The 14339-nt window shown below is 49.6% G+C and carries 13 protein-coding genes; 7 read left to right on the top strand and 6 right to left on the bottom strand.

What is annotated here, in order from left to right; translation table 11 throughout:
- Positions 1–173: 173 nt before the first annotated feature.
- The 3 genes from ACJJIY_RS00845 to pdxR all read right to left on the bottom strand — a co-directional run bounded on the left by ACJJIY_RS00845 (position 174) and on the right by pdxR (position 3831).
- Positions 174–1106, bottom strand: coding sequence for an ADP-ribosylglycohydrolase family protein (locus tag ACJJIY_RS00845; protein ID WP_445358906.1), 933 nt, complete (start codon positions 1104–1106; stop codon positions 174–176).
- A gap of 200 nt (positions 1107–1306) precedes the next feature.
- A complete protein-coding gene (locus ACJJIY_RS00840; RefSeq protein ID WP_445358905.1) occupies positions 1307–2116 on the bottom strand; it encodes a right-handed parallel beta-helix repeat-containing protein in 810 nt (269 codons plus the stop codon).
- 260 nt (positions 2117–2376) lie between these two features.
- A complete protein-coding gene (pdxR, locus tag ACJJIY_RS00835; protein WP_444896229.1) occupies positions 2377–3831 on the bottom strand; it encodes a MocR-like pyridoxine biosynthesis transcription factor PdxR in 1455 nt (484 codons plus the stop codon).
- A gap of 103 nt (positions 3832–3934) precedes the next feature.
- On the opposite strand from pdxR, the gene ACJJIY_RS00830 reads away from it, so the two are divergent.
- A complete protein-coding gene (locus ACJJIY_RS00830) occupies positions 3935–4534 on the top strand; it encodes a pyridoxamine 5'-phosphate oxidase family protein (RefSeq protein WP_444896230.1) in 600 nt (199 codons plus the stop codon).
- A gap of 28 nt (positions 4535–4562) precedes the next feature.
- Here ACJJIY_RS00830 and ACJJIY_RS00825 read toward each other — a convergent pair whose 3' ends face one another.
- Together ACJJIY_RS00825 and ACJJIY_RS00820 are read right to left on the bottom strand one after the other, a co-directional pair.
- Positions 4563–5537: a S41 family peptidase gene (locus ACJJIY_RS00825; protein WP_444896231.1), complete on the bottom strand. Its 975-nt coding sequence runs from the start codon at positions 5535–5537 to the stop codon at positions 4563–4565.
- A 2-nt stretch (positions 5538–5539) separates the two neighbouring features.
- Complete coding sequence (locus ACJJIY_RS00820; protein WP_444896232.1) at positions 5540–6010, bottom strand: MarR family winged helix-turn-helix transcriptional regulator; 471 nt, start codon at positions 6008–6010, stop codon at positions 5540–5542.
- A 264-nt stretch (positions 6011–6274) separates the two neighbouring features.
- Here ACJJIY_RS00820 and ACJJIY_RS00815 point away from each other — a divergent pair, with 264 nt between their 5' ends.
- From ACJJIY_RS00815 to ACJJIY_RS00805, 3 genes are all read left to right on the top strand, one after another.
- Positions 6275–9127, top strand: coding sequence for an ExeM/NucH family extracellular endonuclease (locus tag ACJJIY_RS00815; RefSeq protein WP_445358904.1), 2853 nt, complete (start codon positions 6275–6277; stop codon positions 9125–9127).
- A gap of 456 nt (positions 9128–9583) precedes the next feature.
- A complete protein-coding gene (locus tag ACJJIY_RS00810; protein WP_445358903.1) occupies positions 9584–9952 on the top strand; it encodes a hypothetical protein in 369 nt (122 codons plus the stop codon).
- A gap of 30 nt (positions 9953–9982) precedes the next feature.
- Complete coding sequence (locus tag ACJJIY_RS00805) at positions 9983–10345, top strand: VOC family protein (RefSeq protein ID WP_413663152.1); 363 nt, start codon at positions 9983–9985, stop codon at positions 10343–10345.
- Positions 10346–10411: 66 nt separating this feature from the next.
- Here ACJJIY_RS00805 and ACJJIY_RS00800 read toward each other — a convergent pair whose 3' ends face one another.
- Complete coding sequence (locus ACJJIY_RS00800; RefSeq protein WP_282931458.1) at positions 10412–11674, bottom strand: 6-phosphofructokinase; 1263 nt, start codon at positions 11672–11674, stop codon at positions 10412–10414.
- A 287-nt stretch (positions 11675–11961) separates the two neighbouring features.
- Between ACJJIY_RS00800 and mpl the strand changes: the two genes are divergently transcribed.
- From mpl to ACJJIY_RS00785, 3 genes are read left to right on the top strand one after another with little or no spacing between them, the layout of a single operon-like run.
- Positions 11962–13344: a UDP-N-acetylmuramate:L-alanyl-gamma-D-glutamyl-meso-diaminopimelate ligase gene (mpl, locus tag ACJJIY_RS00795; protein WP_445358902.1), complete on the top strand. Its 1383-nt coding sequence runs from the start codon at positions 11962–11964 to the stop codon at positions 13342–13344.
- A gap of 31 nt (positions 13345–13375) precedes the next feature.
- A complete protein-coding gene (locus ACJJIY_RS00790) occupies positions 13376–14038 on the top strand; it encodes a flavin prenyltransferase UbiX (protein WP_444911420.1) in 663 nt (220 codons plus the stop codon).
- Positions 14028–14315, top strand: coding sequence for an Rdx family protein (locus ACJJIY_RS00785; RefSeq protein WP_282931461.1), 288 nt, complete (start codon positions 14028–14030; stop codon positions 14313–14315). The genes ACJJIY_RS00790 and ACJJIY_RS00785 overlap by 11 nt, the downstream gene beginning before the upstream one ends.
- Positions 14316–14339: the final 24 nt, after the last annotated feature.

Here is a 14339-nt window from a genome sequence, read left to right as displayed (position 1 = left end):
TTTGGTTACTTTACGATCCGCTCTACTTGTTTAAGACTTACTACTGGGGTGGAGGGAAAGAATACACTGCACTCGAGGCTCACTGCGAATACATCCCTGTAAGCTCCTAATCGGCATTCATGCCTCATAGGGTCCAAGCGCGGTGTATTCTTCCCTTCTCCCTTTTTAGTAGGCTATGCGGGTTGTAAGGCTTTTTCATGCTGATATTGGGTGAAATAGAGTTTCTCAGAAAGCTCGGTAATGAAATCGATGTTTTCGACCTTGTCGGCCATGCTTTCCATTCGGTCTTCTCCATTTAATGCCCCCCAGATGCTAGCAGCCATGGCACCCAAGGTATCTGTGTCACCACCTAGAGAAAAAATATTAGCTAATACAGACGTTAAAGGAGAGTTTCGATACTTAAGTCCAAAGTAAATGGCGGTGATACAGGACTCTGGCGCGGTAATGCCATTACCTAGCCATTGCTTGATTTGCTGCGGATGTGGGATTTTCTGGTTAAACAGTAGAGTCGCACACTTTTCCAGTTTGTAGCGATATATTTCGGACTTACAACTTACTTCAAGTTTGTTCAATATCTCTCTGTTTGAATGGTCTTGCAGGGATTCACAGATGGCGATAGCGATCAAGTATGCTCCCTCGACAGCAACTGGATGGGCGTGGGTGATTTCAGACACCGATTGTACATATTGCTTGAGGCGGTAGTCATTTTGGGGATGGCAGAGGGCAATAATAGGTGCCCTCATGGCGGCCCCATTGCCGATAGAACCGTGCTTAAATTTTTTTCGGTTTAAATCTTGCCAGCGTTTACCGTCCCTGACGCCTTTTAGTAGTTTCGCTGCACTGGGACCATATCCTCTGCTCCAGCGATAACTTTGGGCAAATTTTTTGGCTATGTGATCTTGATCAAGGTAATTATGTTCAAGAAAGGAGGTCGCAATATCAATAGACATTTGCGTGTCATCGGTGTAGCGCTTTTTACCCTGTTCGGTTTTCCCGATAATTTTCCAGAGTTGTCTTTCTAGAATGCCGCCCTCGTACGGGGCGCCAAATGAATCGCCGATGGCTATTCCTTTAAAGCAACCTCTGTATTTATTGAGCTTTATCATTTATTGATTTTTATACCTTATTCTCAGGGGAAGTTGCTACTAGCTATGAGGACCACTATTAATTGCTGTTATAAGTAACAATTTTATTCTAGAAAACACTTATTGGTAGTTAATGGCCCGCGAGGGGAAGGGTTTTGTTTAAGGTGAGAGCGAGCCGATATTTAAAACTAATCGGCTCGCCGCTAAAGTCGCTATATCATTTAATTAATACAGGCATCGTTAGCACTTCCAAAAGTATTTCTAATCCATACATTGCCAGTGCAAGCAGGGTGGTTGTGGTCAGCAAGATCTGCACCGGCATTATTTTCTGCGGTATTGCCAATGATCAAGTATCCGACTTGACCCAATCCCAACATCATAATGCCGTTAACGCCGTTATTATCTGATAGATTATTGGCAACAATGCCGCCATCCCCACTATCAATTACAATCCCACTCGATGTATTGAGAATCGTCTCATTGAATCTGATGAGAGTATTGTCACCAACGATCTTTATTCCTTGGAGACCGTTACTTGATGCATAAGAGTATCTCACACGATTACCGTCACCCATAACGCGTATACCCATTCCCCCATTGCCGCTAGCATCGGTGGCTTCAACTGTATTACCTGAACTCCAAAGTGCGATTCCTGCAATAGAGTTTGATGAAGTAGTGATATCAAAGATTTGATGGCTGCCATCACCTTCGGCTGATACGCCATTGTTACAGTTTGTGATAGTGCTTCCACCAACAGTATCCTCAAGGACTCTATCACTGTCTTTCAATTGAATGCCAATTCCGCTGCCATCGCAACTGAGGTGGTAACCCGCCATATCGAGTGATCCGCCAGCATCTATCACGAGTGCAGGATGGCTTGCGCAGCCAAGAATATCACCGGTGAGTACTTCTGCTGTTGTAATGGTATCTCCACAGCTGACAGCTGAAGCGACGGCGGAGAGCGATAGTGCTGCAATACCGGATACAGCGAGCAATGATGCTTTTATAGAATTCATATTTCTATTTTTCATATCAAATTTCCCTAATTATCTGAGTAATTAAAAAAGAGAGTGAACACCCAAAGCCATGGAGATTGTGACCTAGGTTTGAGAAAGAGCCATAGGAAATTCTTCCTAATTTATTGGGTTTTATTTGATATTTTGGTGATAATAGACTGTTTTTATTCTATTAAAATATTTACTTTTTTATTTTAGGTGGAGGTGCTTAATGCTGGTGCGAAAAATGAAGAAACCTGCATTATAAAAATAAGCGTTGTTTAGGTGTGTTATGGCTACTTTTTAAGATTTTTTGCGAGAATCTTTACGCAATCTGCCCTCTGTTCGAAAGTTGTATTGGCAAATCCGAGCACCAACCCTGAATCTTCATTTTTATTGGAATAGAAGAGCGATATTGGTGTGCTGCCAAATCCGTATTCACGTAGTTTCTTTGAAAGGGTGATGTCGTCGTGTCCCGGCGTGGATATAACCAAGTGCATACCAGCGCTATTGGCAATTAGTCCGGCTGGAGGTGGTATTTCTTCCCGAATAAGCTGACAGAGATGTTCCCATTTCTTCATATAACTAGCGCGCATTTTGCGAAGATGTCGCACAAAATGCCCCTCATCGAGAAAGTCTGCCACGACAGCTTGTGTGATTAAGGGGGAGTGGCCAGATAACATTTCTTTTGCTTGGGTAAATGCCGCTACGGTAGATTTAGGCACCACTAAATAGCCTAATCGTAGGCTGGGTAGCAAGGTCTTACTAAAGCTCCCCATGTAGAGTACAGGTGTATTTTCTCCCATCCCCTGGAGCGCCGCGACGGGTTTATGTTGGAATGAAAATTCACTGTCGTAATCATCTTCAATTATCCAGCAGTTCGCCTGTGTCGCCCAATCCAGCAGTTTAATCCGTTCACCTGCGGGCATAACACCACCCATTGGGTACTGATGTGTTGGCGTGGTAAAAAGTAACTTGGCTTCGGTTGTACTATTGACCAGCTTATCAACATCCAAGTACTTATCTTTCAGGTTCGCTGGTACGAGCTTTGCTCCAACAGATTGGAAAGCTACTCGAGCACGGCGATATCCCGGATTTTCTATATAAACTTTGTCTCCCTGGTTAATCGCGACTAGTGCACATAAATTCAGGGCCTCCTGAGCTCCATTGGTAATAATAATTTGTTCAGCATTACAGCGAACTCCCCGGGAGTTGCGTAAGTATTCAGTAAGTGCCATACGCAAAGGTAAATAACCTTGGCTTTGCCCGTAACCTGTGAGAGCTAACCTGGATTGGTGGCGGCGGTATAATTTGTTCCAAATAGTGAATGGAAATGCGCTTAGATCCGGTAGGCCGGGGGTGAAAGGAAGAGATTGATCTTCACTATTCTTATCCCAAGATAAAGTCTGTGCAAAATCACCATAGTGAGAAAGTGATGGTAAGTACCTATTCCTCTGTGCTTGCCAACCTTGCCTGTGTGTTTTATTTGTGTAGGCCGGCAATTCGGGAGATACAAATATGCCTTTCCCTGGATGGCTAGTAAGGAAGCCCTCCGCTTTCAGCTGGTCCAGAACTAATGTCACTGTATTGCGGCTGATAGAGAGGGATTCAGCCAACCGGCGCGAGGAGGGGAGCTTGGTACCAGCAGCCAGCCGGCCGTTGCAGATCCAATCTACCAATTGTCGATACAACTGTTCCTGTAGCGGCTGGCCTGATTCGAGAGTTAGGTCTGTAAGCTCGGCGGCACTCAAAACTGGCACCATGAAATAGTTAAAACTGGCGCTTATCAGCGTACCAGTAATATCCTACATTGGCGATATCTATTTCATACCAGAGTGAATTAAAGGAGGTTTTATGAATTTACATTCGCCAATCTCTGATGAATTGCCAACCTCAGCGAAGAGTCGTGTACGTCGTGCCCCGAAACGTGCCAGTTATCGGCGAGAGGATGTTTATAAGCTTGTCGATGAGCTAAAACTGGGCCATGTCGGTTTTATTGAAGACGGCGAAGTCATCATTATTCCCTTAACCATTTGGCGCCTGGGAGAGTTTTTGTATTTTCACCTGGCAAACAAGAGCCGGCTACAAAAACTATTGGAGGTAGGAGAACAGGTCTGTATTTCATTTGCCCGCTGCGATGAGTGGGTACTGGCAAAGTCAGCTTATCATCACAGTGCTAATTATCGCTCCGCGGTATTGTTTTGCCGAGGTGAGAGGGTCAAAGAGCAGCGGGAATTTGATGCGGTTTTTAAAGCGATTATTGACGATATAGAGCCGGGGCGCTGGGATCAGGTGCGCCTCCCCAGCCTACAGGAGCGCAAGGGAACAGCTTTGATGCGCCTGACCATAGTGGAGGGGGCTTTCAAAAGCCGAACTGGCGCACCATCAGATAATAAAGAGGACTTGGCTCTGCCTGTATGGAGTGGGGTCAAGCCTGTGTGCCCGTTTCGCTAGTGTTCAATTTAGCAAAGTAAAGGGAGCCTTATAGGGCCTCTGCCACTACTTTTAATGCGATTTGAATGATCTCCTGTTGGCCGGCTTCAATATCGGGGATCACACCCTGTCCTTCCCAGTTGGGGCGGCTGCCGGCAATCGTAGAAACCGGGCGTTTATCTGGGATACCGATTTCAAAGCCATAGGGGAGGGGTTGGGGAGACTCCATCATATGTGCCCCACCGGCGCTGGCATTACCGACAATCGTGGCTCGGCCCAGCTGTTGTAGTGCGAAGGCGGTACTCTCAGATGCAGAGAAGGATCTCCCATCAATCAGAATGACCATTGGTCTGTCACTCCCATAGCTGGGCCAGGGTTGAGGTGAAATACGTTTCGGTATTTCTCTCCCCTTGCGGCTTTCAATAACAAAGGGAAAGGGAGAATGGGGATCAATAAATGACTGCAGAACAGCATTGGCGGTTTCTTCGTCTCCGCCGCCATTACTGCGTAAATCGAGTATTAGGCCCTCGCTGTGGCGAAGCAGAGTGAAAGCAGCAGCGAGGGTATGGCGAGCATTTTCAAAGGTGTGGAAGGAGGAGAGGGAAAGGTAGCCAATGTTACCGGGAAGAATTTCAATTTTCTTAACGCCGTAGTTATTGCTGGGCGCTTCAGCCTGCCACTGTTCAATCCAATTATGGGCTTCTTTTTGGTTATCTATATGCTCTATATAGAAATGCTTATCACCGGAAAGGGTGCGAATTTCTTTGGTAAGTGCGCTGGCTAATTGTTGGTAGTCACTACAAAGATGATTAAAGTGTTTGGATTCTGCCAGTCTATTGAGTTGAGCGGATAGCGCCTGTCCTTTTTCCTCCAATATATAGTGCTTCTGAATAGCTACTGCAGCAGCTTTAATAACCGGGCCTGTCTCAAACTGGCAGGAACTCATTGCGCCGGAACTTGCCGCGAGAGAGATGGAAAAAAAACTGATTAATACCGCTAAACTCATCTTGAGTTGGCGTTTCATATTTATGTAGCCTCTATTGATAGATTTTCTTGTATCCGCTCTAAATAAGGACGTTTCTCTAAAGCTTGAATTGTTTGATTGAGCAGCTCTGATAGTTCTGTCGGTAATTCGCTATTGAGGGACTGCTCAGCTTCCAGAGTTGCTATCCACTGCTGTTTTAACTTGGGTATCAACGCACTGCCTTTGCGGGTCAAGCGTATTTTGCGCTGGCGAGCATCTTCTCCAGAAGAGGTCTGTACCAGCCCTTGTTTAATCATGTCTTTTACAGTTTGACTCACTGCGGGCTGGGAAATGTGGGTGCTCGCTACCACCTCACTAATGGTGATATCTCTCTTGTGGATAAGTGCACGCATTATCGGGGTGTAGCGGGGTTTGTAATTCTCCAGGCCACAGGCCCTATAGCTCTCTGCTACATCGCCATCCAGTAATTCCAGAATGTGACGAAGCTGAGTCCCCAGTTGGCTGTATTTCATAAAAGCTGCTCCATAAGCACTTATATAAGTGACTATATAATTTTTGGCGAACTTTTCAAGCTTCTTTGCCGCTATTCATCACCCCGCACAAATTCTTTGGCGCTTTTTTTGCATTGTGTGGCGAGTTTGGCGGGTTTTGTGTGAAATGGATTTTTGAACAAAGAGCTGAAATTTAAATTTCATATTTCATTCATCGAACTTTAGGAATTAACCGCCAATCTTTGCGCCGCGTGATCTGTGTCAGGTACGAGTGAAGAGAACCTTATGAAAGAGATTGGCTTGGCTGCCCTTGCAGCCCTGGGGTTACCATTTTTGGCTGAAGAGGTCCAAGCCAGCGACCTCATTATTTCTGAATATATCGAGGGCAGTAGCAATAATAAGGCCCTTGAAATTTACAATGGCACGGGTGCAGCGGTTGACCTCAGTAGCTACAGCATTGAACTTTACTTCAATGGCTCCTCTGCGGCGGCTTCAACCATCGCCCTAAGTGGCAGCTTGGCAGACGGCGATGTTTACGTATTCGCCCACGCTAGTGCTGATTCCTCAATCCTGTCAGTAGCCGATCAGATTTATACCAGCGGCCTGTTTAACGGGGATGATGCGGTTGCCCTGAGTGGCCCCAATGGATATGTGGATGTTATCGGCCAGATCGGTGTTGATCCCGGTAGCCAATGGGGCGATAGTGGCCTGGGCACCCAAAATCAAACCTTAATCCGCGACTGGGGTGTGAGCGAAGGCCGTGTTGATGGCAGCACGGATTTTGACCCAGGCTCAGAGTGGTCTAGCCTGGGGCAGGATGACTTTTCCAACCTCGGCTGGCACAGCGAAGACGGCACTGGTGGTGGAGATGACGGCGGTGATGACGATGTTGTTCTCGGCGATTGTGGAGATGTTTCTACATTAATCAGCCAGATTCAGGGTGATGAGTTTGAAAGCGCTCTGGAGAATGAGCGCCACGAAATTGAAGCCGTTGTTGTTGGTGATTTCCAAGATACCAGCACCGGCCTTTCCGGCTTCTTCCTGCAAGAGGAAGACAGTGATCAGGATGGCCAGATCAATACCTCTGAGGGACTGTTTGTACACGACAAAGGCTTCGGTGTAGATGTGCAAGTCGGGGATTTGGTTCGTGTCGGTGGTGTGGTTACTGAATACTATGACTTTACCGAGTTAGATGAGGTAGATGGCGTTACGGTTTGCGGTAGCGGCTACAGTGTGACTGCCGAGGAAGTCTCCCTGCCGTTTAGTTCTGCTGAAGAGCAGGAGCAATACGAGGGGATGTTGGTTGAGTTCCCGCAAGCCCTGATGGTGAATGACCACTATAACCTGGGGCGCTATGGTGAAGTCACCCTGGCCAATGGCCGTCTCTATATTCCCACCCACAACAATGAGCCTGGGGTTGCAGCCGTAGCACAGGAAAGTGCAAACGATCTTAACAGGATTGTGTTGGACGATGGTTCCAGTGTGCAGAACCCGGAAGCGGTGCCATACCCGGTCTCTGGCCTCAGTGCCAGTAATACCTTACGCAATGGCGATACGGTAGAGGGATTGCGCGGTGTAATGGGGTATAGCTACAGCGCCTACCGAGTACATCCCGTGGAGGCGCCAGAATTTGTTGCTGCCAACCTGCGTGAAAGCGCTCCACAATTACCGGGTAAGGGCAGTTTAAAGATCGCCAGCTTTAATGTTCTGAATTATTTTAATGGCGATGGTTATGGCGGCGGTTTCCCTACTTCCCGTGGGGCTGATACTGAAGAAGAATTCCTGCGCCAGAGAAATAAAATTATCTCCGCTATTTTAGACCTGGATGCCGATGTAGTTGGCTTAATGGAAATTGAGAACGATGGCTACGGTTCAGAAAGTGCTATTCAGGATTTAATTAATGGCCTTAACACGGCTACTGGCAGTGAAAACTATCAATTTATTAATCCAGACCTGACTCAACTGGGCACCGATGAAATTTCTGTGGGGCTGATTTATCGCAGCGATCGGGTAATGCCTGTAGGCGCTGCTGCGACAACTGATAGCTATCCCTTTGATGACGGTAACCGCCAACCACTGCTACAAGCTTTTGCCGAACTATCAAGTGGTGAAGAGCTGGCCGTGGTGGTCAATCACTTCAAATCAAAGGGAAGTTGTCCTGACGATGGCAGTTTGAACGATGATCTGGGTGATGGACAGGGCTGCTGGAACTCGCTGCGCACCGAAGCCGCAGATGCCCTGGTTTCATGGATTGATTCTGACCCGACAGGTAGCGGCACCGATCGTGTTCTGGTGCTCGGTGACCTCAATAGCTATGCCCGCGAAAACCCAATTAGCACTCTAAAGGACGCTGGCTACGCTGATTTGTTGGAGGTTTTCGGTGAAGGAGAAGCCTACTCCTATGTTTACAGCGGTGAGTCCGGCTACTTGGATCACGCTCTCGCCAGTGAATCACTGGCTCCTCTGGTAACAGGTGCGGCCGATTGGCATATCAATGCCGATGAGCCTCGGGTGCTGGATTACAACATCGAGAATAAAACCGATGAGCAGGTGGAGAGTTTCTACTCGACTGATGCATTCCGCGCTTCAGATCACGATCCGCTTGTGGTTGAGTTGGACCTGGGGGCAGATAACCAGGAGCCGGTTGCCGGGTTTGAGTGGGGTGTTGAAGGCTTCGAAGTGAACTACTTCGACAGCAGCGTCGATACCGATGGCACTATCGTTAGCTGGGCCTGGGATTTTGGTGATGGCACTACCAGTACTGAGCAAAACCCCAGTCATAGCTACGATGCAGCAGGCACTTATTCTGTAATTCTCCAGGTTGAGGACGACCGGGGAGCGATCTCCACCGTTGAGCAGCTTGTACAGGTTGATGAAGTTGTTGAGCTTCAGGCTGACTTTAAAGTGCACAGTTTCCTGCGCTGGGTGTGGGTTGAAGAGCGCAGTAGTTACGATGGTGACGGTAACCTGAGCTATGAGTGGGACTTTGGTGATGGCACCAGCCGCTCCGGCCCCATGGCACTGCATCGCTATGCCACCGGTGGTAGTTATGAAATTACCCTGACTGTGAAAGACGATTTCGGTAATGAAGATAAAGCCTACCGTGAAATTGAGATTCGCAAGCCGTTTTGGCACTGAGATGGATATCAACAACAATAAATAATTAACTCCACATATTGAACGGTCGGATATTAAGGCAAGAGATATTCGGCCGTTTTCTTTCCTCCCCGCGTTAATTGCGTATTTTTCTTCTTTACCTTCGTGGGTATATGCCCGAGTGTTTCACTTCCTCGTTTTCATATTGGTAGCCCGGCAAGGCTCCATTGCGAGTCATTAAAATCTTTTTTATATGGACCATTGGAGGGGAAAGTGTTTGTGCGTGCCCGATCCCTGAATTGGAAAAAGACTTGAGCAAAGTGCCTAAGATGTCTTTCTGGAGTATTGAGGTATCATTGGGGACTATCGGAGACGTATCAAAATAGATAAATATTTAATGCAAGGAGTGTCGTTTTCAGTCAGCGTGTGTTTTATTGCTTCAGGTAAATCAGTTACTAGTGATCGGCGAAGCTATTAAACCACTGGGGGAGACATAGTTTGCAGGCATTTAAGACATTGGAAGGTTTAAGCCTGGAATGGACCGGCACACACTATTCAAAACAAGGTGATTTCCCCGACCTTTCTACCCACACGGTAACCTATGAAACCGCGACACATTGTTATGTTACGACGTCGGGAGAGTTAGTTGGGGAGGCTTCATATACCTATGAAGCCATGGACGATAGGATGGCGGCGTTGATTTATCGGCCTGATATATATCAGGGGCGAAAAGGTGTGATCCTTTATGCGATGCTCGATTTTGTACAGATGATGGATCGCGCCATTATTCTCTATCAGGATCGGCCACTAGCGCTGGCAAATGGCAGTTTTCGGGTGGTGAATACCCCTGTGCGACCTACAGCCTGAAAATTGAAAAATAAGGAAAATGGTGAGCTTATGAGAGAGTGCGAGAAAATTAATTATATTGAGTTGCCCTCCAGGGATTTGGGTAAGACAAAAGCATTCTTTACCGAGGCTTTTAATTGGACTTTTACCGATTACGGTCCGGAGTACACCGCTTTTTCAAATGCTGGATTGGATGGTGGCTTTTTCAAGGCAGAGTTGCAGAGCACTACTGAAAATGGATCTGCATTAGTGGTGTTATACAGCCGCGACCTGGAGGGTACCCTGGAGAAGGTCACGCGATGCGGAGCCGAAATAGCCAAGCCAATTTTCCCGTTTCCCGGTGGCAGGCGCTTCCATTTTAGGGAACCTTGCGGCAATGAATTTGCGGTTTGGTCTGATGTGGAGTCTGCGTAGAGGCGTTTACAGAAAAAAGCCCCCGATTTTACTCGGAGGCTTTTGGGAGACTGGCAACCGTTTCTATTAAGCTTCGAAATCAGTACCCAGCTTCTTTTCCACCAGCTGCTTTTTCAGGGTGGCGTACTGGGGAATGCCATTTTTGTAGGGAGGGTAATCCTCGCCTTGAATTAATGGCAGCAGGTACTTGCGTCCCTCTTCAGTAATTCCAAAGCCATCTTCGCTGATATATTCGCGCGGCATAAATTTTTCTACGTTGGCGACTTCAGACAGTGGCGCCTCTGCGATGGACCAGCTGTACTCTTCACCTTCTGCGCGAATAATGGCTGGCATAATGGCATTTTTGCCTGCTACAGCCATTTCCACTGCGGCGCGACCTACGGCGTAGGCTTGCTCAACGTCGGTAGCAGAAGCGATATGGCGGGCGGCGCGCTGGAGGTAATCTGCCAGGGCCCAGTGGTACTTCAGGCCGAGTTCGCTTTTGACCATGTTGGCCAGGGTCGGTGCAACACCGCCCAACTGCTTGTGGCCAAAGGCGTCGGTGGTGCCGGCATCGGCGAGGAAGGTGCCGTCGCCGTACTGGGCGCCTTCGGAGGCGACGATAACGCAGTAGCCTTTCTCGTCTACGGTCTTTTGTACCTTGGCGAGGAACTTCTCTTTATCGAAAGCGATTTCCGGGAACAGGATAATGTGGGGTGCATCGCCTTCCTGTTCTTGGGCCAGAGCGCCGGCAGCGGCAATCCAGCCCGCGTGACGGCCCATCACCTCGAGAATAAATACCTTGGTGGAAGTAGCGCACATGGAGGCCACGTCCATGGCCGCTTCCTTGGTGGAAACGGCAACATATTTGGCAACGGAGCCAAAGCCCGGGCAGTTGTCGGTCAGGGGCAGGTCGTTATCCACAGTTTTGGGAATATGGATGGCCTGGATTGGATAACCCATGGTCTCGGACAGTTGGGATACTTTCAGGCAGGTGTCTGCGGAGTCTCCACCACCGTTGTAAAAGAAGTAGCCAATATTGTGCGCTTTGAAGACTTCGATCAGGCGCTCGTATTCTGCGCGGTTCTCTTCCAGGCTCTTCAGTTTATAGCGGCAGGAACCAAAGGCACCGGAAGGGGTGTGGCGCAGTGCAGCAATATCCTCTGCGCTCTCTTGGCTCACGTCGATCAGCTCCTCGCGCAGCGCGCCGAGAATACCGTTTAGCCCTGCGTAGACATTGCCAATCTGGTCCGGGTTTTCACGCGCAGCTTCAATTACGCCGCAGGCGGATGCGTTGATCACGGCGGTAACGCCACCGGACTGCGCATAAAAGGCGTTCTTTTTCGACATGGTTATCCTGTGCTTATAGAGATATAGAGAAGTATCCCGATCCGGTAGTCCGCCTCGCATCTAGTTTTAAACATTTGTGCCAGTGGGGATAACCGGGAGCTCGTATCGGGTGTCGACCCTTTCGGGAAAATTCCTACCACCGTACCGGGGATGAGGCCGACCAATGCGGGGGCGGAGTCTAATGGAATAGCGAGTAAATTGCATGGTAACTGGGGTATTTGGCAATTACTGGCCCGAATTGCCGTGTTAAGCTTGCGCCGCGACCCGTAGGAGTACATTTTTCCGCTATGCATATTCATATTCTAGGTATTTGCGGCACATTTATGGGCAGTTTGGCCCAACTGGCGGTGGCGGAAGGGCACCGCGTAACCGGCAGTGACGCCAATGTTTATCCACCTATGAGCACCCAGTTGCAACAGGCGGGTATCCAAATTACCGAGGGCTATGATCCCGCACAGCTGGAGCCCGCCCCGGACCTGGTGATTATTGGCAATGCCATGTCCCGGGGGAATCCGGCAGTAGAGGCGGTGCTGGAAAAAGGGTTGGCTTACACCTCTGGCGCCCAGTGGTTGTGCGATCACTTCCTGGGTGGCCGCTGGGTATTGGCGGTTTCCGGAACCCACGGTAAAACCACCACCGCCAGTATGCTGGCCTGGATTCTGGAAGCGGCAGATATGCAGCCCGGCTTCCTGATCGGTGGGGTCCCGGCTAATTTTGGTGTCTCTGCTCGTTTGGGAGAGTCTCCCTTCTTTATTGTTGAGGCGGATGAGTATGACACTGCCTTTTTCGACAAGCGTTCCAAGTTTGTGCACTACCGCCCGCGCACGGTGATTATCAACAATCTCGAATTTGACCACGCAGATATCTTTGAGGACCTGGCGGCAATCCAGAAACAATTCCATCACCTGGTACGAACTGTGCCTGCTAGCGGCCTGATAGTGGCCTCTGCCGAAGAGAATGTAGAGCAGGTACTTGATAAAGGCTGCTGGAGTGAAGTGCAGCGGGTTGGTAGCGAGTCTGCCGAAGGTGTGCGAGTGGGTGATTGGTGCGCAGTGGATATTGCCGCCGATGGCAGCAGTTTTACGGTTCAGTTTGAAGGCGAAGTCGTGGCGCGGGTCGAGTGGGACCTGACCGGGCAGCACAATGTGCAAAATGGCCTTGCGGCTATGGCTGCGGCGCGGCATGTGGGTGTCACCCCAGATTTGAGTGCGGCAGCTCTGGCACGCTTCCAGGGGGTTAAACGTCGTATGGAGTGCCTGGGAGAAGTGGCCGGCATCCGTGTTTACGATGATTTTGCCCATCACCCTACCGCGATTGAATCCACCCTCAATGGCCTGCGGGCGAAGGTTGGGGAGGATAAAATCATTGCCCTGATTGAACCGCGCTCCAATACCATGCGTATGGGAGTGCATCAGGGCAAGCTGGCCGATTCTTGCTCCGGGGCCGATATGGTGCTCTGGTATCAGCCTGAGGGAGTTAACTGGTCCCTGGAAGACGTTGCCCACCACTCATCGGTGCCGGCCAAAACTTTTGATTCGATTGAAGATGGTGTGGAATCTGTGTTGCAGCTAGCCGATTCCGGTAGCCATATCGTAGTGATGAGCAACGGCGGCTTTGGCGGTATCCACCAGCGCCTTATCGGTGCCCTGGAACAGAAATACGATCTCTAAGTCAGAAGACTAATGTTTCCTGCGCAGTCCTATGCTCGCAGGGCTTAATAAGGTATCGACTTTGCATCAATCTCCTTTCGAGAAGACCGTGACCCTGGCTATGACCGGGGCTTCCGGTGCCCAGTATGGTTTGCGCCTGCTTCAGTGCCTGCTGGCTTCGAATGTGCGCGTATGGCTGCTGCTGTCCGAGGCGGCTCAGGTGGTCATCAACACCGAAACTGATATGCAGTTGCCGGAGGGCGATGAGCGCGAGTTGCAGAATTTCCTCGCCGATCGTTTTGCCGCGCAGGAAGGCCAGCTGACCCTTTTCAGCAAGCGTGATTGGTTTTCCCCGGTGGCTTCTGGAACCGGGGCGCCAGCCAGTATGGTGATCTGCCCGGCAAGTGGTGGCACCTTGTCTGCGGTGGCCTGTGGAGCATCGAACAACCTGATTGAGCGGGCTGCGGATGTAGCCCTGAAAGAGCGCCGCCAGCTCATTCTGGTTCCCCGCGAGGCACCTTACTCCGAGATTCACCTGGAAAATATGCTGAAACTCACCCGCATGGGGGCCATGATCCTGCCGGCCAGCCCTGGTTTTTACCAGAGGCCCAGTTCGGTGGAAGATATTGTGGACTTCGTGGTGGCGCGGTTGCTCGACCAGTTGGGCATCGAGCAGAAGCTGTTGCCCAGCTGGGGAGAGCAGGATGGGCAATGAGATAAAACCGAGTATTACGATTCACTACTGTGTGCAGTGCAACTGGATGTTGCGAGCCACCTGGATGGCCCAGGAATTGCTGCACACTTTCGCCGATGACCTCAATCAGGTTGCATTGCAACCGGGTACTGGGGGAGTATTCGAGATTCGGATTGGCGAAATTTTGATCTGGGAGCGCAAGCGTGACGGCGGCTTTCCCGGTGCCAAGGAGCTCAAACGTCGCGTCAGGGACACCCTGTTTCCCGAACGCGACTTGGGGCATATCGACAATCCCTGAAAAAAGTTCCAATAAAACGGTGCG

The sequence above is a fragment of the Microbulbifer maximicatervae (SeqCode) genome (genome assembly GCF_052468155.1).
This window is presented reverse-complemented; position numbering and strand designations above follow the sequence as displayed.

What these genes read in the sequence shown, in the direction of transcription:
- ACJJIY_RS00840 (WP_445358905.1), bottom strand. Translation starts at nt 2,116, where the DNA reads ATGAAAAATAGAAATATGAATTCTATAAAAGCATCATTGCTCGCTGTA.
- ACJJIY_RS00815 (WP_445358904.1), top strand. Translation starts at nt 6,275, where the DNA reads ATGAAAGAGATTGGCTTGGCTGCCCTTGCAGCCCTGGGGTTACCATTT.
- ACJJIY_RS00785 (WP_282931461.1), top strand. Translation starts at nt 14,028, where the DNA reads ATGGGCAATGAGATAAAACCGAGTATTACGATTCACTACTGTGTGCAG.
- ACJJIY_RS00805 (WP_413663152.1), top strand. Translation starts at nt 9,983, where the DNA reads ATGAGAGAGTGCGAGAAAATTAATTATATTGAGTTGCCCTCCAGGGAT.
- ACJJIY_RS00800 (WP_282931458.1), bottom strand. Translation starts at nt 11,674, where the DNA reads ATGTCGAAAAAGAACGCCTTTTATGCGCAGTCCGGTGGCGTTACCGCC.
- ACJJIY_RS00830 (WP_444896230.1), top strand. Translation starts at nt 3,935, where the DNA reads ATGAATTTACATTCGCCAATCTCTGATGAATTGCCAACCTCAGCGAAG.
- ACJJIY_RS00790 (WP_444911420.1), top strand. Translation starts at nt 13,376, where the DNA reads ATGCTCGCAGGGCTTAATAAGGTATCGACTTTGCATCAATCTCCTTTC.
- mpl (WP_445358902.1), top strand. Translation starts at nt 11,962, where the DNA reads ATGCATATTCATATTCTAGGTATTTGCGGCACATTTATGGGCAGTTTG.
- ACJJIY_RS00845 (WP_445358906.1), bottom strand. Translation starts at nt 1,106, where the DNA reads ATGATAAAGCTCAATAAATACAGAGGTTGCTTTAAAGGAATAGCCATC.
- ACJJIY_RS00825 (WP_444896231.1), bottom strand. Translation starts at nt 5,537, where the DNA reads ATGAAACGCCAACTCAAGATGAGTTTAGCGGTATTAATCAGTTTTTTT.
- ACJJIY_RS00820 (WP_444896232.1), bottom strand. Translation starts at nt 6,010, where the DNA reads ATGAAATACAGCCAACTGGGGACTCAGCTTCGTCACATTCTGGAATTA.